Origin of the sequence: Thermococcus sp. 5-4, from assembly GCF_002197185.1 — an archaeon.
Lineage (GTDB): Archaea > Methanobacteriota_B > Thermococci > Thermococcales > Thermococcaceae > Thermococcus > Thermococcus radiotolerans.
Map to the genome: position 1 here is coordinate 174,514 of NZ_CP021848.1, position 20,185 is coordinate 194,698.

At 57.0% G+C, this 20,185-nt stretch carries 36 protein-coding genes and 1 tRNA gene; all 37 read left to right on the top strand.

Translation table 11 applies throughout. From position 1 onward, the window contains the following. The first annotated feature begins 71 nt into the window (after positions 1 to 71). The 37 genes from CDI07_RS00995 to CDI07_RS01175 all read left to right on the top strand — a co-directional run bounded on the left by CDI07_RS00995 (position 72) and on the right by CDI07_RS01175 (position 20,177). Positions 72 to 842, top strand: a complete 771-nt coding sequence (locus CDI07_RS00995; protein WP_088179842.1) for a putative RNA uridine N3 methyltransferase — start codon at positions 72 to 74, stop codon at positions 840 to 842. 1 nt (position 843) lies between these two features. After that, the gene (locus CDI07_RS01000) at positions 844 to 1,887 is read left to right on the top strand and encodes a 50S ribosomal protein L3 (protein WP_088179843.1); all 1,044 of its coding nucleotides are present in this window, start codon (positions 844 to 846) and stop codon (positions 1,885 to 1,887) included. 10 nt (positions 1,888 to 1,897) lie between these two features. Next, the gene (gene rpl4p, locus CDI07_RS01005; protein ID WP_088179844.1) at positions 1,898 to 2,665 is read left to right on the top strand and encodes a 50S ribosomal protein L4; all 768 of its coding nucleotides are present in this window, start codon (positions 1,898 to 1,900) and stop codon (positions 2,663 to 2,665) included. Between the two features lie 6 nt (positions 2,666 to 2,671). After that, on the top strand, positions 2,672 to 2,932 hold the full coding sequence (locus CDI07_RS01010) for a 50S ribosomal protein L23 (RefSeq protein WP_088179845.1): 261 nt from the start codon (positions 2,672 to 2,674) through the stop codon (positions 2,930 to 2,932). Positions 2,933 to 2,945: 13 nt separating this feature from the next. Further along, on the top strand, positions 2,946 to 3,665 hold the full coding sequence (locus CDI07_RS01015; RefSeq protein WP_058937894.1) for a 50S ribosomal protein L2: 720 nt from the start codon (positions 2,946 to 2,948) through the stop codon (positions 3,663 to 3,665). A 2-nt stretch (positions 3,666 to 3,667) separates the two neighbouring features. Beyond that, positions 3,668 to 4,069: a 30S ribosomal protein S19 gene (locus CDI07_RS01020; RefSeq protein ID WP_088179846.1), complete on the top strand. Its 402-nt coding sequence runs from the start codon at positions 3,668 to 3,670 to the stop codon at positions 4,067 to 4,069. Positions 4,070 to 4,079: 10 nt separating this feature from the next. Then, a complete protein-coding gene (rplV, locus tag CDI07_RS01025) occupies positions 4,080 to 4,550 on the top strand; it encodes a 50S ribosomal protein L22 (protein WP_088179847.1) in 471 nt (156 codons plus the stop codon). Between the two features lie 5 nt (positions 4,551 to 4,555). Next, positions 4,556 to 5,188: a 30S ribosomal protein S3 gene (locus CDI07_RS01030; protein WP_088179848.1), complete on the top strand. Its 633-nt coding sequence runs from the start codon at positions 4,556 to 4,558 to the stop codon at positions 5,186 to 5,188. Beyond that, entirely contained in the window at positions 5,175 to 5,375 is a 201-nt protein-coding gene (gene rpmC / locus CDI07_RS01035) for a 50S ribosomal protein L29 (protein ID WP_088179849.1), read from the top strand. Before CDI07_RS01030 ends, rpmC begins: the two co-directional genes overlap by 14 nt. 36 nt (positions 5,376 to 5,411) lie before the next feature. Then, on the top strand, positions 5,412 to 5,678 hold the full coding sequence (yciH, locus tag CDI07_RS01040) for a stress response translation initiation inhibitor YciH (protein ID WP_206204009.1): 267 nt from the start codon (positions 5,412 to 5,414) through the stop codon (positions 5,676 to 5,678). Beyond that, on the top strand, positions 5,564 to 5,941 hold the full coding sequence (locus tag CDI07_RS01045) for a ribonuclease P protein component 1 (RefSeq protein WP_088179850.1): 378 nt from the start codon (positions 5,564 to 5,566) through the stop codon (positions 5,939 to 5,941). Before yciH ends, CDI07_RS01045 begins: the two co-directional genes overlap by 115 nt. Then, a complete protein-coding gene (locus CDI07_RS01050) occupies positions 5,938 to 6,273 on the top strand; it encodes a 30S ribosomal protein S17 (RefSeq protein ID WP_088179851.1) in 336 nt (111 codons plus the stop codon). Before CDI07_RS01045 ends, CDI07_RS01050 begins: the two co-directional genes overlap by 4 nt. A 5-nt stretch (positions 6,274 to 6,278) precedes the next feature. Continuing rightward, on the top strand, positions 6,279 to 6,704 hold the full coding sequence (locus tag CDI07_RS01055) for a 50S ribosomal protein L14 (protein WP_055429656.1): 426 nt from the start codon (positions 6,279 to 6,281) through the stop codon (positions 6,702 to 6,704). 10 nt (positions 6,705 to 6,714) lie between these two features. After that, a complete protein-coding gene (gene rplX / locus CDI07_RS01060; protein WP_088179852.1) occupies positions 6,715 to 7,080 on the top strand; it encodes a 50S ribosomal protein L24 in 366 nt (121 codons plus the stop codon). Beyond that, a complete protein-coding gene (locus CDI07_RS01065; protein WP_088179853.1) occupies positions 7,080 to 7,811 on the top strand; it encodes a 30S ribosomal protein S4e in 732 nt (243 codons plus the stop codon). Before rplX ends, CDI07_RS01065 begins: the two co-directional genes overlap by 1 nt. A gap of 11 nt (positions 7,812 to 7,822) precedes the next feature. Continuing rightward, positions 7,823 to 8,374: a 50S ribosomal protein L5 gene (locus CDI07_RS01070; RefSeq protein ID WP_088179854.1), complete on the top strand. Its 552-nt coding sequence runs from the start codon at positions 7,823 to 7,825 to the stop codon at positions 8,372 to 8,374. Position 8,375: 1 nt separating this feature from the next. Beyond that, a complete protein-coding gene (locus CDI07_RS01075; RefSeq protein WP_014012546.1) occupies positions 8,376 to 8,546 on the top strand; it encodes a 30S ribosomal protein S14 in 171 nt (56 codons plus the stop codon). Positions 8,547 to 8,557: 11 nt separating this feature from the next. Then, positions 8,558 to 8,950, top strand: a complete 393-nt coding sequence (locus tag CDI07_RS01080; protein WP_088179855.1) for a 30S ribosomal protein S8 — start codon at positions 8,558 to 8,560, stop codon at positions 8,948 to 8,950. A gap of 10 nt (positions 8,951 to 8,960) precedes the next feature. Further along, a complete protein-coding gene (locus CDI07_RS01085) occupies positions 8,961 to 9,515 on the top strand; it encodes a 50S ribosomal protein L6 (RefSeq protein ID WP_088179856.1) in 555 nt (184 codons plus the stop codon). A gap of 10 nt (positions 9,516 to 9,525) precedes the next feature. After that, complete coding sequence (locus tag CDI07_RS01090; protein WP_088179857.1) at positions 9,526 to 9,909, top strand: 50S ribosomal protein L32e; 384 nt, start codon at positions 9,526 to 9,528, stop codon at positions 9,907 to 9,909. Between the two features lie 5 nt (positions 9,910 to 9,914). Then, positions 9,915 to 10,361, top strand: coding sequence for a 50S ribosomal protein L19e (locus tag CDI07_RS01095; protein ID WP_088179858.1), 447 nt, complete (start codon positions 9,915 to 9,917; stop codon positions 10,359 to 10,361). Positions 10,362 to 10,371: 10 nt separating this feature from the next. Then, positions 10,372 to 10,977, top strand: a complete 606-nt coding sequence (locus tag CDI07_RS01100; RefSeq protein WP_088179859.1) for a 50S ribosomal protein L18 — start codon at positions 10,372 to 10,374, stop codon at positions 10,975 to 10,977. Then, a complete protein-coding gene (rpsE, locus tag CDI07_RS01105; RefSeq protein WP_088179860.1) occupies positions 10,974 to 11,681 on the top strand; it encodes a 30S ribosomal protein S5 in 708 nt (235 codons plus the stop codon). Before CDI07_RS01100 ends, rpsE begins: the two co-directional genes overlap by 4 nt. An 11-nt stretch (positions 11,682 to 11,692) precedes the next feature. Beyond that, positions 11,693 to 12,160 carry a 50S ribosomal protein L30 gene (locus CDI07_RS01110; RefSeq protein WP_088179861.1) on the top strand — a complete coding sequence of 156 codons (468 nt, stop codon included), beginning with the start codon at positions 11,693 to 11,695 and terminating at the stop codon, positions 12,158 to 12,160. Positions 12,161 to 12,171: 11 nt separating this feature from the next. Then, positions 12,172 to 12,618 (top strand): uL15m family ribosomal protein, encoded by a 447-nt coding sequence (locus CDI07_RS01115; RefSeq protein WP_088179862.1) that lies wholly within the window; start codon positions 12,172 to 12,174, stop codon positions 12,616 to 12,618. Between the two features lie 35 nt (positions 12,619 to 12,653). After that, positions 12,654 to 14,099, top strand: coding sequence for a preprotein translocase subunit SecY (gene secY / locus CDI07_RS01120; protein WP_088179863.1), 1,446 nt, complete (start codon positions 12,654 to 12,656; stop codon positions 14,097 to 14,099). Positions 14,100 to 14,174: 75 nt separating this feature from the next. Further along, positions 14,175 to 14,765, top strand: a complete 591-nt coding sequence (locus tag CDI07_RS01125; RefSeq protein ID WP_088179864.1) for an adenylate kinase — start codon at positions 14,175 to 14,177, stop codon at positions 14,763 to 14,765. Next, a complete protein-coding gene (locus tag CDI07_RS01130; RefSeq protein ID WP_088179865.1) occupies positions 14,758 to 15,285 on the top strand; it encodes a DUF106 domain-containing protein in 528 nt (175 codons plus the stop codon). Before CDI07_RS01125 ends, CDI07_RS01130 begins: the two co-directional genes overlap by 8 nt. A gap of 42 nt (positions 15,286 to 15,327) precedes the next feature. Then, on the top strand, positions 15,328 to 15,600 hold the full coding sequence (locus CDI07_RS01135; protein WP_014788446.1) for a 50S ribosomal protein L34e: 273 nt from the start codon (positions 15,328 to 15,330) through the stop codon (positions 15,598 to 15,600). A 10-nt stretch (positions 15,601 to 15,610) separates the two neighbouring features. Continuing rightward, positions 15,611 to 16,192 (top strand): (d)CMP kinase, encoded by a 582-nt coding sequence (cmk, locus tag CDI07_RS01140; RefSeq protein WP_088179866.1) that lies wholly within the window; start codon positions 15,611 to 15,613, stop codon positions 16,190 to 16,192. Positions 16,193 to 16,205: 13 nt separating this feature from the next. Continuing rightward, a complete protein-coding gene (locus CDI07_RS01145; RefSeq protein ID WP_088179867.1) occupies positions 16,206 to 16,457 on the top strand; it encodes a 50S ribosomal protein L14e in 252 nt (83 codons plus the stop codon). Positions 16,458 to 16,532: 75 nt separating this feature from the next. Continuing rightward, positions 16,533 to 17,240: an SDR family oxidoreductase gene (locus tag CDI07_RS01150; RefSeq protein ID WP_088179868.1), complete on the top strand. Its 708-nt coding sequence runs from the start codon at positions 16,533 to 16,535 to the stop codon at positions 17,238 to 17,240. 60 nt (positions 17,241 to 17,300) lie between these two features. After that, positions 17,301 to 18,305, top strand: a complete 1,005-nt coding sequence (locus CDI07_RS01155; protein ID WP_088179869.1) for an RNA-guided pseudouridylation complex pseudouridine synthase subunit Cbf5 — start codon at positions 17,301 to 17,303, stop codon at positions 18,303 to 18,305. Positions 18,306 to 18,379: 74 nt separating this feature from the next. Then, entirely contained in the window at positions 18,380 to 19,006 is a 627-nt protein-coding gene (locus tag CDI07_RS01160) for a hypothetical protein (protein ID WP_226996593.1), read from the top strand. 22 nt (positions 19,007 to 19,028) lie between these two features. Beyond that, entirely contained in the window at positions 19,029 to 19,616 is a 588-nt protein-coding gene (locus CDI07_RS01165) for a class I SAM-dependent methyltransferase (protein WP_088179871.1), read from the top strand. Further along, positions 19,602 to 19,688, top strand: a tRNA-Ser gene (locus CDI07_RS01170). Before CDI07_RS01165 ends, CDI07_RS01170 begins: the two co-directional genes overlap by 15 nt. Before the next feature lie 39 nt (positions 19,689 to 19,727). Next, entirely contained in the window at positions 19,728 to 20,177 is a 450-nt protein-coding gene (locus CDI07_RS01175) for a 30S ribosomal protein S13 (protein WP_088179872.1), read from the top strand. Positions 20,178 to 20,185 lie beyond the last annotated feature (8 nt).

Sequence of the window (20,185 nt, forward strand, 5' to 3'; positions counted from 1 at the left end):
AAAGCCTTTTAAATACTCTCCATAGACCCCACTTCAGCGTTGAAGTTACCATAGCGAAGGATGACGGAAAAATGGCCTGGCACGTCTTCATTCCGGATTCGCTCCTCGAAGAGACCGACGACCCCAAAATCAGAACGTACAAAGTTGGCCAGATAGCCAGGGCCTGCGCAATCTTCGGCGTTGAGCACATATGGATCTACAGGGCCGGCGGCAGGGACGGAAGGTTCATCAAGACCATCCTGGAGTACGCGGAAACGCCCCAGTACCTCAGAAAGAGGCTGTTCCCCCTCATGCCGGAACTCAAGTACGTCGGCGTCATCCCGCCGCTGAGAACGCCCCACCACAAGCTCAAGGGCAAGCCCAAGGTTGGAGAAATCCGTGAGGGCTTCGCCTTCCGGAAGGGCAGGAGAACCTACGCGGACATAGGTCTCGACGACCTTGCGATGGTGGAGGGGGACATTGAGGGGCGTGCAACGTTCAGAATCGTCTCGGTAAGGCCGCTCCGAGTGATACCAGCGAAGCCAGAGGAATACTGGGGATACAGGGTGCATCTAACTAGGAAGTCACTGGCAAAAACACTTAAAAAGGCCAGGCTGGATTTGGCGATTGCCACCTCCAGGAAGGGGCGTGACATTCGAGAGGTGAAGCTTCCCCCGCTTGAGGGGGAGGTCGGATTCGTGTTTGGCTCACCGAGGAAAGGTGTGATAGAGCTCCTCGGCGAGGAGGAATATGACTTTGATCTAATCCTCAACACCGTTCCGAATCAGCGGACGAAAACCGTCCGCACCGAGGAGGCCGTGTTGGCCACACTCGCGGTGTTTAATCTCATAAGGAGGGATTGAGATGGGAAAAATACATAGGCCAAGGAGAGGTTCACTGGCTTACTCCCCTAGAAAGAGGGCCAAGAGCATAGTCCCGAGAATCAGGAAGTGGCCACAGGACAGCGAAGTCAGGATGCTCGGTTTCGCCGGCTATAAGGCTGGCATGACCCACATCCTCATGATAGACGACAGGCCAGGGCTCACCAAGGGCAAGGAGATCTTCATGCCGGTCACGATAGTCGAGGTCCCGCCGCTCTTCGTCTACGGCATCAGGGCCTACAGGCAGGGCTACCTCGGTCTCGAGACCGCCACCGAGGTCTGGTTCCACGAGCTCAACGACTACGTTAAGAGAAGGATAAAGACCCTGCCAAAGGAGTACGGCGAGGATGCCTTCAAGGCCAAGCTCGGCCAGCTTGAGGACCTCGTCAACGACGGCGAGATAGTTGACGTTCGCCTTCTCGTCCACACCCAGCCGTGGCTCATCAAACTCAAGAAGAAGCCGGAAGTCATGGAGTACGCCATCGGTGGCGACGACGTCAAGGCCAAGTTCGAGTACGCCAAGGAGAAGATAGGCAAGGAACTTAGGGCGAGCGAGGTTCTCCACGAGGGCGAGCTCCTCGACATCATAGCCGTCACCAAGGGTAAGGGAACCCAGGGCCCGGTCAAGCGCTGGGGAATTAAGATACAGTTCCACAAGGCCCAGCGCGCTGGAAAGGCCAGGCACGTCGGTAACCTCGGTCCGTGGCACCCGACCAGGGTCATGTGGACGGTTCCGCAGGCGGGTCAGATGGGCTTCCACCACAGGACCGAGTTCAACAAGAGGCTCATAGCGATAGGCGAGAACGGCAAGCTCAAGCTCGACGAGAAGAACGAGGTAGAGGTCACCCCGAAGGGTGGCTTCCCGCACTACGGAGTCATAAGGAGCGACTTCCTCATGATACAGGGCACCGTTCCGGGAGCCTTCAAGAGGATCATCAGGGTCAGGCCGGCTATTAGGCCGCCGAAGAAGAAGCCGCCGGTTGAGAGGCCGCAGATAACCTACGTCAGTAGGGAATCCAAGCAGTGAGGTGAGATAGATGAAGGTTAAGGTTTTCAATCTCGAAGGCGAGCCTGTGGAGGAGATAGAGCTTCCGAAGGTCTTTGCCACTCCATTCAGGCCCGACCTCATCAGGCGTGCCGTCATCGCCTCATGGACCCACAGGATACAGCCGCAGGGCAGAGACCCAATGGCCGGTAAGAGAAGGGTAACCGAGAACATCGGAAAGGGCCACGGCATGGCGAGGGTTGAGAGGATAAAGACCTCCCCGAGGTTTGCTGCCTTCGTTCCCTTCGCGAGGGGCGGAAGGAGAACCCATCCGCCCAAGGTTGAGAAGGTCATCTGGGAGGACATCAACAAGAAGGAGCGCAGGCTGGCTATAATGAGCGCCATAGCTGCAACCGCCAACTACGACCTCGTCAGGGCTAGGGGCCACATCGTTGACAACGTTCCGCAGGTTCCAATAGTCGTCACCGACGACCTCGAGAAGGTCTTCAAGACCGCCCAGACCAGGGAGATATTCAAGAAGCTCGGCGTCTGGGACGACATCGAGAGGGCCAAGAAGAACACCAAGATAAGGGCAGGTAAGGGTAAGATGCGCGGAAGGCGCTACAAGAAGGCCAAGGGACCGCTCATCGTCGTCGCCAAGAACGAGGGAATCGTCCAGGGAGCCAGGAACCACCCGGGTGTTGACGTCGTCACCGTCGAGAACCTCAGTGCCGAGCTGCTCGCTCCGGGTACCCACCCCGGAAGGCTTACCATCTGGACGAAGGGAGCTATAGAGAGGCTTAGGGAGATTTACGGGTGATGAGAGATGGATCCGTACAAGGTCATCATCAAGCCGGTCGTCACGGAGAAGGCCGTGGCGATGATAGAGAACGAGAACAAGCTCACCTTCATAGTTGACAAGCGCGCCACCAAGCAGGACATCAAGAGGGCCGTGGAAGCGATGTTCGAGGTCAAGGTCGAGAAGGTCAACACCCTCATAACCATGAGGGGAGAGAAAAAGGCCTACGTGAAGCTCAAGCCTGAGTACAGCGCAAGTGAGGTTGCTGCCAGGATAGGATTGTTCTGACGGGGTGAGTGAGATGGGAAAGAGTTTGATTCAGCAGAGGAGAGGTAAGGGAACCACGACCTTTAGGGCCCCCTCCCACAGGTACAGGGGTGCCGTCAGGTACGTTCCGCTCAACCTTACCAAGGAGAAGACCCTCGTCGGCAAGGTCGTCGAGATACTCCACGACCCGGGAAGGACCGCCCCAGTCGCCCGCGTCAAGTTCGAGAACGGCATGGAGAAGCTCATCATAGCCCCTGAGGGAATCCTCGTCGGCGAGGAGATAGCCATCGGGCCGAACGCCCCGATTAAGATCGGCAACACCCTCCCGCTGGCAATGATACCCGAGGGAAGCTACGTCTACGACATCGAGGGCGTTCCTGGCGACGGTGGAAAGTATGTTAGAGCAGGTGGTGCCTACGCACTCGTCGTCAGCAGGGAGAAGGACAAGGTCATAGTCCAGCTTCCGAGCGGTGAGCTCAAGCAGTTCAAGCCGACCTGCAGGGCCACCATAGGTGTCGTCGCCGGCGGTGGTAGGCTCGAGAAGCCCATAGTCAAGGCTGGTAAGGCCTACTACATCGCCAAGGCAAGGAACAGGTTCTGGCCGAAGCCGAGGGGTGTCAAGATGAACGCCGTCAACCACCCGCACGGTGGTAAGGAGCACCACATCGGCAGGCCGAGCACCGTTTCGAGGCGCGCCCCGCCCGGAAGGAAGGTCGGTCACATAGCCGCGAGAAGAACTGGTAGGAGGAAGTGAAGATGGCGAGAAAGAAGGAGTTTAAGTACAGGGGTTACAGCTTCGAGGAACTGCTCAACATGTCACTCGAGGACTTCGCCAAGCTCCTTCCGAGCAGGCAGAGGAGGAGCCTCAGGAGGGGCCTCAGCCCGGAGCAGAAGAAGCTCCTCAGGAAGATAAGGCTTGCCAAGAAGGGCAAGTACAAGAAGCCCATAAGGACCCACAGCAGGGACATGGTCATTCTCCCCGAGATGGTCGGCATGACCATCCACGTCTACAACGGAAAGGAGTTCGTCCCGATAGAGATCAAGGAGGAAATGATAGGCCACTACCTCGGCGAGTTCGCCCTCACGAGGAGAATCGTCCAGCACGGCTCACCTGGTGTCGGTGCGACCAGGTCGTCAATGTTCGTGGCCATCAAGTGAGGTGGTATAGATGAGCAGGGGCAGGTTTTCCTACTCATTCCAAAATTTTGACCCGGACAGGATGGCTCGCGCCAGCGGAAGGGACCTCAGAATTTCCCCCAAGCACAGCATCGAGCTCCTCAGGGAAATAAAGGGCATGATGCTCAACGACGCGCTTCGCTACCTCGACGACATTATAGCACTCAAGAGGCCGGTTCCGATGAGGCGCTTCAACGACAGCCAGGGTCACAAGCCTGGCAAGGGCTTCGGTCCGGGCCGTTATCCGGTCAAGGTCGCCAAGGCCGTCAAGAAAGTCCTCCTCAACGCCAAGAACAACGCCGAGCAGAAGGGCCTCGACCCGGACAGGCTCAAGATAATCCACGCGGCTGCCCAGCGCGGACCAGTACTTCGCGGATACATACCGAGGGCCTTCGGAAGGGCCACACCGTTCAACGAGCAGACCACCCACATCGAGATAGTCGTTGAGGAAGTTAGGAGGTGAGACTTTTGGCGATCGAGAGATACTTCATCAAGGAAGGCGTTAAGGAGATGCTCATCGACGAGTACCTTGAGAAAGAGCTCCGCAGAGCGGGCTACGGTGGAATAGACATCAAGAAGACCCCCCTCGGAACCAAGGTCGTCATCTTCGCCGCCAACCCCGGCTACGTCATTGGAAGGGGTGGAAGGCGCATCAGGGAGCTCACCAGAACCCTCGAGAGGAAGTTCAACCTTGAGAACCCGCAGATCGAGGTTGAGGAGATAAAGAACCCCTACCTCAACGCCAAGGTTCAGGCCGTCAGGCTTGCCCAGGCCCTCGAGAGGGGCATCCACTTCAGGAGGGCAGCCTACTCAGCCATCAGGGCCATAATGAGGAACGGTGCCAGGGGCGTTGAGATTCGCCTGAGCGGAAAGCTCACCGGTGAGAGGGCCAAGAGCGTCAGGTTCTACCAGGGCTACCTCGCCAAGGTCGGAAACCCCGCCGAGACCCTCGTCAGCAAGGGCTACGCCCAGGCCAAGCTCAAGCTCGGTGTCATCGGAGTTAAGGTCTCCATCATGCCGCCCGACGCCAAGCTCCCGGACGAGATAGAGGTTATAGAGAAGCCCGTCGAGGAAGAGGTGAGCACCAATGAAGCCGAGTGAGATTAGGGAGATGAGCATCGAGGAGATCGAGAAGAAGCTCAGGGAGCTCCGCCTCGAGCTCGCCAAGGAGAGGGGTGTGCTCACCATGGGGGCCTCGCTTGAGAACCCCATGGTCATCCGGAACATCAGGCGCGACATCGCGCGCCTGCTGACCATAAAGAAGGAGAAGCTTAGGGAGAAAAGGTGATGGTTAGTGCCTAGGATTGTTAACCCTCTGGATGAGATGCTCTTTAAAGAAGTGCTGAAGGAGCAGCAGAGAATTAGAGTCTACATAGAGAAGGCCCGCTACGGAAAGCTTAAAACCATAATCGAGGGCATAGACGAAAAGGAGTTCGACCTCGAAGATATAGCAAAGAAGCTGAAGGCGAAGCTGGCATGCGGCGGAACGGTAAAGAAGGGAAGGATAGAGCTCCAGGGAGACCACAGAGAAAGGGTCAAGAAGTTGCTAGGAGACCTTGGATTTTCAGAGGACCTGATAGAAATCGAGTAACGGCAAAGAACATCATCTGGAGCGAGCTCATAGGGCTGAAAGCAAAAATTATAAGGGCATCTCATCCAGAGCTGGTTGGCATCGAGGGCTACGTCCTTGACGAGACGAGGAACACCCTCACCATCGGCGGTGAGAGGGTCTGGGTTATCCCGAAGGACGTGGTGGAGCTCGAGTTTGAAGTTGGCGATAAAAGGATCCGAATCAACGGAAAAGAGCTGATTGGAAGACCCGAGATGAGATTGAAGAAGAGGTGGCGAAAATGAGAGAGATCGGATTGAAGGTTCAGCCTCCCGCTGAGAAGTGCGACGACCCGCACTGCCCCTGGCACGGACACCTCAAGATACACGGCAGATACTTCGAGGGAATAGTCGTCAGCGACAAGGGCAAGAAGACCGTCGTCGTCGAGAGGCAGCACTACCACTACCTCAAAAAGTACGAGAGGTATGAGCTCAGGAGGAGCAAGGTTCACGCTCACAACCCGGAGTGCATAGACGCCAAGGTCGGCGACAAGGTTCTCATAGCCGAGACCAGGCCGATAAGCAAGACCAAGAGCTGGGTTGTCGTTGCAGTTACCAAGAGGGCTGGCGAGAGGTGATCTAAATGGCGAAGAAGGGTGCAGGTGCTACGAGAGGTATTAGCCCGGTCAGGCCGACTCGCGCTCTTCCGATAGGCGCTTACCTCAAGGTTGCCGACAACAGCGGCGCCAAGGTCATCCAGATAATCGGCGTCGTTGGCTACAAGGGCACCAGGAGGAGGCTCGCCTCAGCCGGTGTCGGCGACATGGTCATCGCCGCCGTCAAGAAGGGAAGGCCGGACATCAGGCACCAGGTGGTTAGGGCCGTTGTCGTCAGGCAGAGGAAGGAGTACAGGCGCCTTGATGGCATGCGCGTCAAGTTCGAGGACAACGCGGCAGCGATAGTCACCCCCGAGGGTGTCCCGAGGGGAACCGAGATCAGGGGTGCCATAGCCAGGGAAGCCGCCGAGCGCTGGGTCAGGCTCGGAAGCATAGCGAGCATAGTGTTGTGAGGTGAGAATGATGAAGTTGAAGACGAGACAGCCCAAGAAGCAGAGGAAGTTCCTCTACAACGCTCCCCTTCACCTTAGGAGCAAGATAATGGCTGCCACCCTGAGCCCGGAGCTCAGGAACAAGTACGGCGTGAGGAGCCTTCCGATCAGGGAGGGCGACAAGGTTCGCGTTATGCGCGGCGACTTCAAGGGCAAGGAAGGCAAGGTCCTTGAGGTTGACCTCAAGAGGTACAGGATACACGTCGAGGGAGTCACCCAGAAGAAGGTCGACGGCACCGAGGTCTTCTACCCGGTCCACCCGTCGAACGTCATGATAATAGACCTCAACCTTGAGGACGAGAAGAGGGAGAAGATAATTAATAGGAGGGCTGGTTGATGGCGAGGAAAGGAGCCAAGAGGCACCTTAAGAGGCTTGCCGCTCCGAATCAGTGGTACATCTCAAGGAAAACCTACAAGTGGGCGGTCAGGCCGAGGCCGGGTCCGCACAGCATGAGGACCTCGATCCCGCTGCTCTACATAGTCAGGGACTACCTCGGCTACGCCAAGACCGCTCGTGAGGCGAGGAAGATACTCAACGAGGGCAAGGTCCTCGTTGACGGCCGCGTTAGGAAGGACTACAAGTTCCCGGTCGGAATCATGGACGTCGTTTCCATCCCCGAGACCGGCGAGCACTACAGGGTTCTTCCGAACAGGATTGGCAAGCTCATACTCCACCCGATAAGCGAGAAGGAAGCCAACATCAAGCCGCTCAGGATAAGCAACAAGCGCATGGTCAAGGGAGCGAAGGTTCAGCTCAACCTCCACGACGGAAGCAACCACCTCGTCACCATGGACGAGAAGGACAAGTACAGGACGGCCTACACGGTCCTCATGAAGGTTCCCGACAGGGAGGTCATCGAGGTCATCCCGTTCGAGGTAGGCGCTTACGTCTTCGTTACCCAGGGTAAGAACGTTGCGAGGAAGGGTAAGGTCGTCGAGGTTAGGCAGTTCCCGATGGGATGGCCGGACGTCGTCACCATCGAGGACGAGAACGGCGAGCTCTTCGACACCCTGAAGGAGTACGCCTTCGTCGTTGGTAAGGAGAAGCCGGAGATTTCCCTTCCGTGAGGTGAGATGAGATGCAGATCAACAGAGAGGCTATCCTTGCAGACTGGGAAGCTCACCCGATGAGAAAGCCCAGGATTGCCAAGGTCACCATAAACATCGGAGTTGGCGAGAGCGGTGAGAGGCTCACCAAGGCCGAGAAGATGCTCGAGGCACTCGTCGGCCAGAAGCCGATAAGGAGAAGGGCAAAGCAGACCAACAAGGACTTCGGAATTAGGCGCGGAGAGCCGATAGCGGTCAAGGTCACCCTCCGCGGCGAGAAGGCGGAGGAGATGCTCAAGAGACTCCTCGCTGCGGTTGACAACAAACTCAAGGCGAGCAACTTCGACGAGCACGGCAACTTCTGCTTTGGAATAGACGAGCACATCAACATACCGGGCGTCGAGTACGACCCAGAGATAGGCATCTTCGGTATGGACGTCTGCGTCACCCTCGAGAGGCCCGGCTTCAGGGTCGCCAAGAGGAAGAGGCAGAGGAAGAAGATACCGAACAGGCACAAGCTGACCAAGGAGGAAGGTATCGTCTTCGCTATGGAGGAGTTTAAGGTTACCGTGGAGGGATTGTGAGATGGCGAAGGCTGACTACAACAAGAGGAAGCCCAGGAAGTTTGGGAAGGGTGCGAGAAGGTGCATGCGCTGCGGCCAGTACGGCCCGATAATCAGGATACACGGCCTTATGCTCTGCAGGCACTGCTTTAGAGAGATAGCCCCCAAGCTGGGCTTTAAGAAGTACGAGTGAGGTGAGAGGAGATGACTTTGCTTGACCCGCTGGCAAACGCGCTTTCGCACATAACCAACAGCGAGAGGGTCGGAAAGAAGGAGGTCTACCTCAAGCCGGCCTCCAAGCTCATGGGAGAGGTTCTCAGGGTTATGCAGGAGAACGGCTACATCGGTGAGTTCGAGTTCATAGACGACGGAAGGGCAGGCATCTACAGGGTGCAGCTCATAGGAAAGATCAACAAGGCTGGAGCGATAAAGCCGAGGTTCCCCGTCAAGGCCAGGGAGTACGAGGCCTGGGAGAAGAGGTTCCTTCCGGCCTTCGAGTTCGGTATCCTCATCGTCTCGACCTCCCAGGGCGTCATGACCCACAAAGAGGCCATCGAGAAGGGAATCGGCGGAAGGCTGATAGCCTACGTCTACTGAGGTGAGAGAGATGCCGATAGACGCGTGGGTAAGGGAAGAGGTTGAGATTCCAGAGGGAGTCGAGGTCACCGTTGAGAAGGACGTCGTCAAGGTCAAGGGCCCGAAGGGCGAGCTCGAGAGGGAGCTCAAGTACCCGGGCGTTCAGATCTTCACCGAGGACGGTAAGGTCGTCGTCTTCAAGGAGTTCCCGAGGAAGCGCGACATAGCCATAGCCAGAACCTTCAAGGCCCACATAGCGAACATGATCAGGGGAGTAACCGAGGGCTTCACCTACAAGCTCAAGGTCGTCTACAGCCACTTCCCCATGACCGTTAAGGTTCAGGGTGACGAGGTCGTCATCGAGAACTTCCTCGGTGAGAAGAACCCGAGGAGGGCCAAGATACTTCCGGGAGTCACCGTCAAGGTCATGGGCAGCGATGTCATCGTCGAAGGCATCGACAAGGAGGCCGTTGGCCAGACCGCAGCGAACATAGAGCAGGCGACCAGGATAACCAAGTGGGACAGGCGTGTCTTCCAGGATGGAATCTACATCGTTGAGAAGGCTGGTAAGCCGATAAAGTTCTGAGGTGTGAGAAATGAACGAGAAGGCGAGACTCCTTAGGATAAGGGCCAGGATCAAGAGGAAGAAGCCCCGCTTCCTTCGCCAGGAGTGGTGGAGGTTCCCCAAGTTCAAGAACGACCCGAAGTGGCGCAGGCCGAAGGGAATCGACAGCAAGATGAGGCTCAAGAAGAAGGGCAAGGCCAGATCACCGAGCATAGGCTGGAGCTCACCGAGGCTCGTCCGCGGACTCCACCCGAGCGGCTACGAGGAAGTCCTCGTCCACAACGTCAAGGAGCTTGAGGCCATAGACCCGACCAGGCAGGCTGCCAGGATAGCCGGAACCGTTGGCGCCAGGAAGAGGGAGGCCATACTTGCCAGGGCGAAGGAGCTCGGTGTGAAGGTTCTTAACGCGAGGTGAGACTCATGCTCAAGATGCAGAGAAGGATTGCCGCTGATTTGTTGAAGTGCGGTGAGAACAGGGTCTGGATCGACCCGGAGAGGATTGATGACGTCGCGGCTGCCATCACCAGGGAGGACATCAAGAGGCTCATCAACGACGGCGTCATCAAGAAAAAGCCCGTCAAGGGCCAGAGCAGGGCTCGCGCCAGGGCCTACCAGGAAGCCAGGAAGAAGGGACGCCACAGGGGCCCCGGAAGCAGGAAGGGCAAGAAGACCGCCAGGATGGGCAAGAAGGAGCGCTGGATGATGACCATCAGGGCACTCAGGAAGGAGCTCAGGAAGCTCAAGGCCGAGGGCAAGCTCGACGAGCACACCTACAGGAGGCTCTACATCCGCGCCAAGGGCGGCCAGTTCAAGAACAAGAGGCAGCTCTACATGTTCATGCAGGAGCACGACATACTGAAGGAGTGAGGTGAGAGAGATGGCACACGGACCGAGGTATAGGGTTCCGTTCAGGAGAAGGAGAGAGGGTAAGACTAACTATCACAAGAGGCTCGCCCTCCTCAAGTCTGGGAAGCCCAGGCTTGTTGTGAGGAAGACCCTCAACCACCACGTGGCTCAGATCGTCGTCTACGACCCTAAGGGAGACAAGACCGTGGTTTCAGCCCACACCAGGGAGCTCATGAGGGACTTCGGCTGGAAGGGACACGGCGGCAACACGCCTTCAGCCTACCTGCTCGGTCTCCTCATAGGCTACAAGGCCAAGAAGGCCGGCGTTGAAGAGGCCATCCTCGACATAGGCCTTCACCCGCCGACCAGGGGTTCAAGCATCTTCGCCGTCCTCAAGGGCGCAGTGGATGCCGGCCTCAACGTCCCGCACAGCGAGGAGATCTACCCGGAGGACTACAGGATAAACGGCGAGCACATAGCCAACTACGCCAAGGCTCTCAAGGAGGAGGACGAGGAGCGCTATAGGAAGCAGTTCTCGGGATACCTCGTCAGGGGTCTCGAGCCCGAGAAGCTCCCCGAGCACTTTGAGGAGGTCAAGGCGAGGATAATCGAGAAGTTTGAGGAGGCGAGAGAATGAGCGACCCGAGGGAGATCGCCCAGAGGGTTTTGGAGGAGTGGGAGCCGAGAACCAAGCTCGGCCAGCTCGTCAAAGAAGGCCAGATAACTGACATTCACGAGATATTCCGCAAGGGATACCAGATCAAGGAGCCGGAGATAGTGGACGTCCTCCTTCCGGAGGTCAACATGAGAGAGAACCAGGAGGTTCTCGACATAGCCCTCACCGTCAGGATGACCGACAGCGGCAGGAGGATCCGCTTCAGGGTTCTTGCCGCTGTGGGCAACAGGGACGGCTACGTCGGCCTCGGAATCGGCCACGGAAAGGAGGTTGGAATAGCCATCAGGAAGGCCATCAACTACGCCAAGATGAACATCATCGAGATCAAGCGCGGCTGTGGTTCCTGGGAGTGCAGGTGCAGGAGGCCGCACTCAATTCCGTTCGCCGTCGAGGGCAAGGAAGGAAGCGTCCGCGTCAAGCTCATGCCGGGACCGCGTGGCCTCGGACTGGTCATCGGTGACGTCGGCAAGAAGATACTCAGCCTCGCCGGCGTTCAGGACGTCTGGTCACAGAGCTTGGGTGAGACGAGGACCACCGTTAACTTCGCCAAGGCAGTCTTCAACGCGCTCTACAACACTAACCGCGTCGCAATCCAGCCGGGCATGGAGGAGAAGTACGGTATCATCGTCGGAAGGGAGATGCCGGCGAACTTTGAGCTGGAGTGAGGTGAGAGAGAATGGCAAAGCTCGCACTCATCAGGCTTAGGAGCGGGATAAGGGCGAAGGGGGACGTGAGGGACACCCTCGCCATGCTCCGCCTCCACAGGATCAACCACCTCGTCCTCGTTGACGACAACCCGAGCTACAAGGGAATGGTTCAGAAGGTCAAGGACTACATCACCTGGGGAGAGATCGACGCCGAGACCCTCGCGGAGCTCCTCAGGAAGAGGGGCAGGCTCATCGGCAACAGGCCGATAACCGACGAGTACGTCAAGGAGAAGCTTGGAATGACCATCGAGGAGTTCGCGGAGAAGGTCGTTGCCGGCGAGATGAAGCTCACCGACCTGCCGAACATCAAGCCGGTCTTCAGGCTTCACCCGCCGAGGGGCGGCCTCAGGGGCAGCAAGAAGCGCAGCTTTAAGGAAGGCGGAGCCCTCGGCTACCGCGGCGAGAGGATAAACGACCTCATTGAGAGAATGCTCTGAGGTGGCGAGAGATGATAAGGAGAAAGAAGAAGGTTAGGAAGCTCCGCGGAAGTCACACTCACGGATGGGGCTGCAAGAAGAAGCACCGCGGCGGCGGTAGCAAGGGCGGTAAGGGAATGGCCGGAACAGGAAAGAGGAAGAACACCAAGTGGACCTGGGTCATCAAGTACGCCCCGGACCACCTCGGCAAGCGCGGCTTCCACAGGCCCAAAGCCGTCCAGTACACCCCGAAGACCATAAACCTCAGCGACATTGATGAGAACCTCACCCTCTTCCTTGACATGGGCGTTGCCTACGAGGAGGAGGGGAAGGTAGTCGTTGACGTCACCCAGCTCGGCGTCGACAAGGTTCTCGGAACCGGAAAGCTCACCAGGCCCCTTACCATCAAGGCCTACTACGTCACCCCCAAGGCCGAGGAGAAGATAAAGGCCGCTGGCGGCGAGGTTCTCCTCGCCTGATTCCCCTTTAATTTAACTTTTGGCGGGTGTTAATCATGGGGTTCAGAAACGTAGTGTTCGCGATTGAAAGGTACTTCCCCGAGGTTGAGCGGCCCAAGAGGCACGTGCCGCTCAAGGAGAAGTTCATGTGGACGGGAATCGTTCTACTGCTGTACTTCATCCTCGCGGAGATTCCGCTCTATGGAATCCCCTCGCAGATCCAGGACTACTTCGCCACGCTCAGGTTCGTCCTTGCCGGAAGGAGCGGTTCTCTTCTGACGCTCGGTATCGGACCAATCGTCACCGCGAGCATCATCATGCAGCTTCTCGTCGGTTCCGAGATAGTTCACCTCGATCTCTCCAATCATGAGGATAGAAGGTTTTACCAGGCCGCTCAGAAGCTGTTCGCAGTGTTCATGAGCTTCTTTGAGGCAGCCATCTACGTCTTCGCTGGCGCCTTCGGTAGGGTTGACACCAGCCTCGGCGCCTTCCAGACCGTCACGACACCCGCCGGTGAGGCGTACATCGGACTCGGCCTGGCGATACTCATCATACTCCAGCTCGGATTCGCCTCCGTGATGCTCATCCTCCTCGATGAGCTGGTCAGCAAGTGGGGAATCGGAAGCGGTATCAGTCTCTTCATCGCCGCGGGTGTTTCCCAGACAGTCATCACGAAGGCCCTGAACCCGGCAACAACCCCCGACTACATCGACCCAGTCACGGGAGGGCCCGCGATAATAGGTGCCATCCCAGCGTTCATACAGCACCTGTTCTACGGCGACTTAACCGGCGCCCTCTACAGGGGAACGTTGCCCGACATGATGGACCTGATGGCGACGATAGTCGTCTTCCTGGTGGTCGTCTACCTCGAGAGCATGCGCGTTGAGATACCGCTGAGCTACGGCCGCGTTACCGTTCGCGGAAGGTACCCGATAAGGTTCATGTACGTCAGCAACATACCGATCATCCTGACGTTTGCCCTCTACTCCAACATCCAGCTCTGGGCCAGGCTCCTCAACAACTTCGGCTACACCTTCCTTGGAACCTTCGACGAGAACGGCTATCCGCTGACAGGATTCGTCACCTACCTCTACCCACCGAGGGACATCTATCACGTCATAGCCGACCCAGGAAGGGCCCTTGTCTACGCGCTGATGACGATATTCTGGGCGATACTCTTCGGATTCCTCTGGGTTGAGCTCACCGGCCTCGACGCCAGGAGCATCGCCAGACAGCTCCAGAGCGCCGGCCTGCAGATTCCGGGATTCAGGCGCGACCCGAGGATACTGGAGAGGGTGCTCAACAGGTACATTCCCTACGTCACCTTCTGGGGTTCGTTCACCCTGGCAATAGTCGCGGTGCTGGCGGACTTCCTCGGAGCCCTGGGTACCGGAACAGGAATCCTCCTTACGGTCGGTATCCTCTACAGGTTCTACGAGGAGATAGCGAGGGAACAGGCCACCGAGATGTTCCCGGCTTTGAGAAAGTTCTTCACCAAGTGAGCCTTTCTTTTCTTTCACAAAACCTTTTAAACCCGGTTCGATTACTTCTTCCAGAAACCTCCTTGGGTGAGCGTGATGCCGTTTGTGGTCATGATAACAGGGATTCCAGGGGTGGGAAAGAGCACCATAACCCGGCTGGCCCTCAGGAAGACGAAGGTTAGGTTCAGGCTCGTCAACTTCGGCGACCTGATGTTCGAGGAGGCGGTTACGGCTGGGCTTGTGAGCCACAGGGACGAGATGAGGAAATTAAACCCTGAGATACAGAAGGAGCTCCAGATGAAGGCTGCCAGGAGAATAGTCGAGATGTCCAAGAGCGAGCCGATACTCATAGACACCCACGCAACCATAAGGACGCCGGTGGGATACCTCCTAGGCTTCCCCAAGGAGGTTATTGAGGTCATAAACCCCAATTTCATAGTCATAATAGAGGCCACGCCGAGCGAGATACTCGGAAGGCGCCTCCGCGACCTGAAGCGCGATAGGGACGTTGAGACGGAGGAGCAGATACAGAGGCACCAGGACCTTAACCGTGCCGCTGCCGTGAGCTACGCCATGCACTCGAACGCGCTCATCAAGATAATCGAGAACCATGAGGATAAGGGCCTCGAAGAGGCCGTTCATGAGCTTGTTGAAGTACTTAACCTGGCGGTGGGAGAGTATGATTGAGGGAATATACGCTTTCCTTGACAATCTGTTTGGACCCCTGATACAGGCCCACCATCCGATAGTGGTGGTTACCGTTGCTGGCATAATCCTAGGTGGGTTTTTCACCCTGCTTAACTACATCATGGTCGACCAGGAGAAAATGAAGCGACTGCAGAAGAAGAGCAAGGAGTTCCAGAAGAAGTACAAGGAAGCCCAGGCTGCGAAGGATGAAAAAAGGCTCAAAAAGCTCCAGCAGGAGCAGATGGAGCTCATGAAGCTCCAGAGCGAGGTCATGAAGGATCAGATGTTCAAGGTCACGCTGCTGACGCTGCCGATATTCTGGATATTCTTCGGCTGGCTCAGGAGATGGTACGTTGAGGTTGGCATAGTGAAATCGCCCTTCAACTTCTTCATCTTCGACTGGTTCCACAGGCTCTATCACTCTGGACTGCCCGCGAACGAGCTCGGTTACGTCGGCTGGTACATAATGACGTCGATGATAACCGGTTACATCCTCAGGAAGCTGCTCGACATGGGTTAAATTTAAAAACACTCTGAAAATAGGGGTTGCGAGGTGAGAGAAATGAAGCCGATGTACAGGTCAAGGTCATGGAGAAGGAAGTACGTCAGGACTCCGGGCGGAAGGACCGTCATACACTTCGAGCGCAGAAAGCCCAAGGTTGCCCACTGTGCCATGTGCGGCAGGCCGCTCAACGGCGTTCCGCGCGGCAGGCCCAGCGAGCTCAGGAAGCTCCCGAAGACGGCAAAGAGGCCCGAGAGGCCCTACCCGAACCTCTGCCCGAGCTGCATGAGGAAGGTCATGAAGGCCCAGGTAAGAGCCGGCATAGCCCTCTGAAGGTGTAATCATGCCGAAGGGCTGCCTCGTCATAACGGTCAGCGGTTTGGCAGGTTCGGGAACGACGACGCTCTGCAGGAACCTGGCCAAGCACTACGGGTTCAAGCACATCTACGCTGGCCTCATCTTCAGGCAGATGGCCAAGGAGATGGGCATGACACTGGAGGAGTTCCAGGAGTACGCCGAGCTTCACCCCGAAATCGACCGCGAGGTTGACAGGAGGCAGGTGGAGGCAGCCAAGGAGTGCAACGTCGTTATTGAGGGCCGCCTCGCCGGCTGGATGGTCAAGGATGCCGATCTCAAGATATGGCTCGACGCTCCGATAATGGAGCGCGCCAGGAGAGTTGCCCGTCGTGAGGGGGTCTCCGTTGAGGAGGCCTTCGTGGGAATCGCCGAGCGTGAGAAGGGCAACAGGAAAAGGTATTTAAACCTCTATGGAATTGACATCGACGACAAGTCGATTTACGACTTGATAATCAACACCGCTAAATGGGGTCCCGATGGGGTCTTCGAGATCGTGAAGGCCGCCATCGACCACCTTTACCCCGACGGTGACGCGGGGTCGGGTGCAAACCCGGGCAACAAAAGATGAGGAGGTGGGATGAATGCCAGCTATGGAAGTCGGAAGGCTTGCCGTTATAATCGCCGGAAGGAGGGCCGGTCAGAAGGTCGTCGTCGTTGACGTCATCGACAGGAACTTCGTCCTCGTTACCGGCGCTGGCCTCAACAAGGTCAAGCGCAGGAGGATGAACGTCAAGCACCTCGAGCCCCTTCCGGAGAAGGTCAGCATCGAGCGCGGCGCCGACGACGAGGCCGTCAAGGCCGCCCTTGAGCAGGCTGGAATCAGCCTTGAGTGAATTGTTGAGGCCTTCTGGCCTCTTCTTACTTCCCAACGCTTTTAAGTCGCTTTTCGAAGTTCTTCCGGTGGTTGCATGAGAACGGCACTCGTTACCGGTGCCACCGGAGGTATTGGGAGGCTTCTAGTCGAGGGACTCGTAGGGAATGGATACCACGTTATTGGGGTTGCCCGGAGCGAAGGGAAGTTTGGGGAACTGAAGGCACTGGAAAATTTTGACTATATCGTGGTCGACCTGAGGGAGGAGGGAGCTTCCAGGCTTGTCAGGGAAGGTCTGGAGGAACTCGGAATTAAGAGGCTTGATGTTCTCATAAACAACGCGGGCTTTGGAATACTGAAGCCTCTACTCGAGCAAACTGAGGATGAACTGGAGGAGGTTTTTAGAGTGAACACAATAGCCCCCGTAGCTCTGACGAGGGAACTCTTGGACTTGATTCCCAAAGGTGGAAAGGTTGTGATGGTTTTGAGTGGCGTGGTTTTTGTGAACGTGAGGGGGTTTCCTTCGTACGGGGCATCGAAGGCGGCGCTCCACTATCTTTCCGTTAACCTGGAGCGTGAACTGGCCAAGAAGGGAGTAATCCTCATACGAGTCTATCCCAAGCAGGTTTCAACGCCTTTCTGGAACGGTCGGGTCCCAAAGGGGGCACTCCGCCCGGAGGACGTTGCCGAGGCTATACTGAAGGCCATTGAGGGCGGCAGGCGCGAGGTCTTCGTGCCAGGCTATATGAAGTTCGTGAAATACCTCCCCCGCTGGCCGGTATTCACCTACCGGTTCAAATACTAAGCTCAGGTTTATAAGGCGCTATTCCGAACTTAGGGCGATAACGCTCATCGGGTGATGCTCATGGCGAGGGATGAAGTTAGGAGAATTCTTCCGGCCGACATAAAGCGAGAGGTCCTGATTAAGGATGATAAGGCCGAGACGAACCCCAAGTGGGGCTTTCCACCCGAGAAGAGGCCCATGGAGATGCACATGCAGTTCGGCATAATAAACCTCGACAAGCCACCGGGGCCGACGAGCCACGAGGTCGTTGCGTGGGTCAAGAAGCTCTTCAACCTGGGCAAGGCCGGTCACGGCGGAACCCTTGACCCTAAGGTCAGCGGTGTCCTCCCGGTTGCCCTTGAACGGGCCACGAGGGTTGTCCAGGCGCTGCTGCCCGCGGGTAAGGAATACGTCGCGTTGATGCATCTCCACGGCGACGTTCCTGAGGAGAAGATCCGCGCCGTGATGAAGGAATTCGAGGGCGAGATAATCCAGAGGCCGCCGCTGAGGAGCGCGGTCAAGAGAAGGCTGAGGACGAGGAAGGTATACTACATCGAGATTCTTGAGATAGACGGTAAAGATGTGCTCTTCCGCGTTGGGGTCGAGGCCGGAACCTACATAAGGTCGCTCATCCACCACATTGGCCTTGCCTTGGGAGTTGGAGCGCACATGGCCGAGCTGAGGAGAACGAGGAGCGGTCCCTTCAAGGAGGACGAAACCCTCGTGACGCTCCACGACCTCATAGACTACTACCACTTCTGGAAGGACGACGGCATCGAGGAATACTTCAGGAAGGCCATCCAGCCGATGGAGAAAGCCGTTGAGCATCTCCCCAAGGTGTGGATTAGGGATTCAGCCGTTGCCGCCGTAACCTACGGCGCCGACCTGGCCGTTCCGGGAATAGTGAAGCTGAACAAGGGCATCAAGAAGGGTGACCTCGTCGCCGTCATGACCCTTAAAAATGAGCTGGTTGCCCTCGGAAAGGCCACCATGACGAGCGGCGAGATGCTCCAGCGGAGCAAGGGTATAGCGGTCGACGTGGACAAGGTCTTCATGCCGAGGGACTGGTATCCGAAGCTGTGGTGAGGGACTTGTCCCGGCTTTTTCACTTTCTCGATGCCTTTTCTTCCCCGGTTGAGACTCGAGGGGTACGGCTTTCCGTGAGGTTTGTCCTCCTCTGGTTCTGGCTGGATGTTCTGCTCTTTCTGCTCCTCGGCCTTCTTGAGCGCTCCCCAAGAAACGTTCTCAGCTCGGGGATACTCCTCCTCGTGTGGTGCGCGGCGGTGGCTTTACATAAGGTTTTTGAAAAATCGGTGTGGTTTGAGGACCATCCGGGTTTCACGTATCTCCTTGCCGCTCTTCTGATGGCCCTGTTTGAGGAAACCCTGGTGACCCTGAACGGCGGCGGCCTAGGTGGAAAAGCAACGAGCCTAGCGCACGACCTAACGATAGCCGTTCCGGTCTTCATGGGGATTGGAACGGGGCTTTACCTGGCTCATCGTATAGCACCGATGTCGCGCGGTGAGTTCTTCCTCTTTGGAGCGCTCTTTGGATTCTTCGTTGAGATAATCCTGAACGGTGCTTGGAGCGGTTTGGTGCTGCTCGGCGGGGGTGCAATGGGCCTCTACGGCATGATACTGTCGGCTTATACTCCGGGGACGAATAGTCCGGCACCGCTGGGGGTTAGGAAGGTCCTAATCGTTATGGCACTCGGAACGGCTTTCATGTTCGTTGGGTCCGTTGCTGGGGATACCCTCTGGCGTTTGGCTGGGGGTTCATCTTTATAAACCCCTCAACGAACCACCGCACATGAGCCACTACTACTCCGAGGAGCCCAACGTCCCTCTGAAGACGAGGACCATAGAGGTCTGCCTTAGGGGACAGTGTTTCAAGTTCATCACGGCCAGTGGGGTCTTTTCCTTCGGGAAGCTCGACCGTGGAACCGAACTGCTCATAGAGAGCATGGTGCTCGATGAAGGGTGGCGCGTCCTCGACCTGGGTTGCGGCTATGGGGCGATAGGAATCGTTGCATCGCGCTTCGTGGACTACGTCGTCATGACCGACGTGAACAGAAGGGCCGTGAAGATGGCGAGGAAAAATTTAAAAATCAACGGCGTTAGAAACGCCGAGGTGAGATGGGGAAGCCTCTACGAACCCGTTAGGGGCGAAAAGTTCGACGCAATCATCACTAACCCCCCGGTGCACGCGGGAAAGGAAGTGCTGAGGGAAATAGTTATAAACGCTCCCCGGCATCTCAACGATGGAGGCCTCCTGCAACTGGTAATTAAGACGAAGCAGGGGGCAAAGTATATTAAGGCTCTAATGGATGACCACTTCACCGAAGTGAGAGAGCTGGCGAAGGGGAGCGGCTACCGCGTGTATGCCGGGATCGCCTAGCCTGGGATGGCGCGGGCCTTGAGAGCCCGTGTCCGCTTGGACACCGGGGTTCAAATCCCCGTCCCGGCGCCAAAATCCTCTATGAAGGATTGAGATGGAGGTGTATTCGTAATGACGGACAACTTCAGACACATCGTCCGTGTAGCGGGAGTTGATTTGGACGGAAATAAGCAGTTGAGATGGGCCCTTACGGGCATCAGGGGTATAGGCATAAACTTCGCTACGATGGTGCTCAGGGTTGCAGGAATCGACCCGTACATGAAGACCGGTTACCTCACCGACGAGCAGGTCAAGAAGATTGAGAAAGTGCTCGAAGACCCAATCGCCCACGGTATACCCGCCTGGGCAGTCAACAGGCCGAAGGACTACGAGACCGGCAAGGACATGCACCTCATCACCGCCAAGCTCGTCATGGCCTGGCGTGAGGATGTCAACAGACTCAGGAGAATACGCGCTTACCGCGGCATAAGGCACGAGCTCGGCCTGCCGCTCCGCGGACAGAGGACCAGGTCGAACTTCAGGCACGGCTCGACCATTGGCGTGAGAAGGAAGAAGAAGTGAGGTGGTTT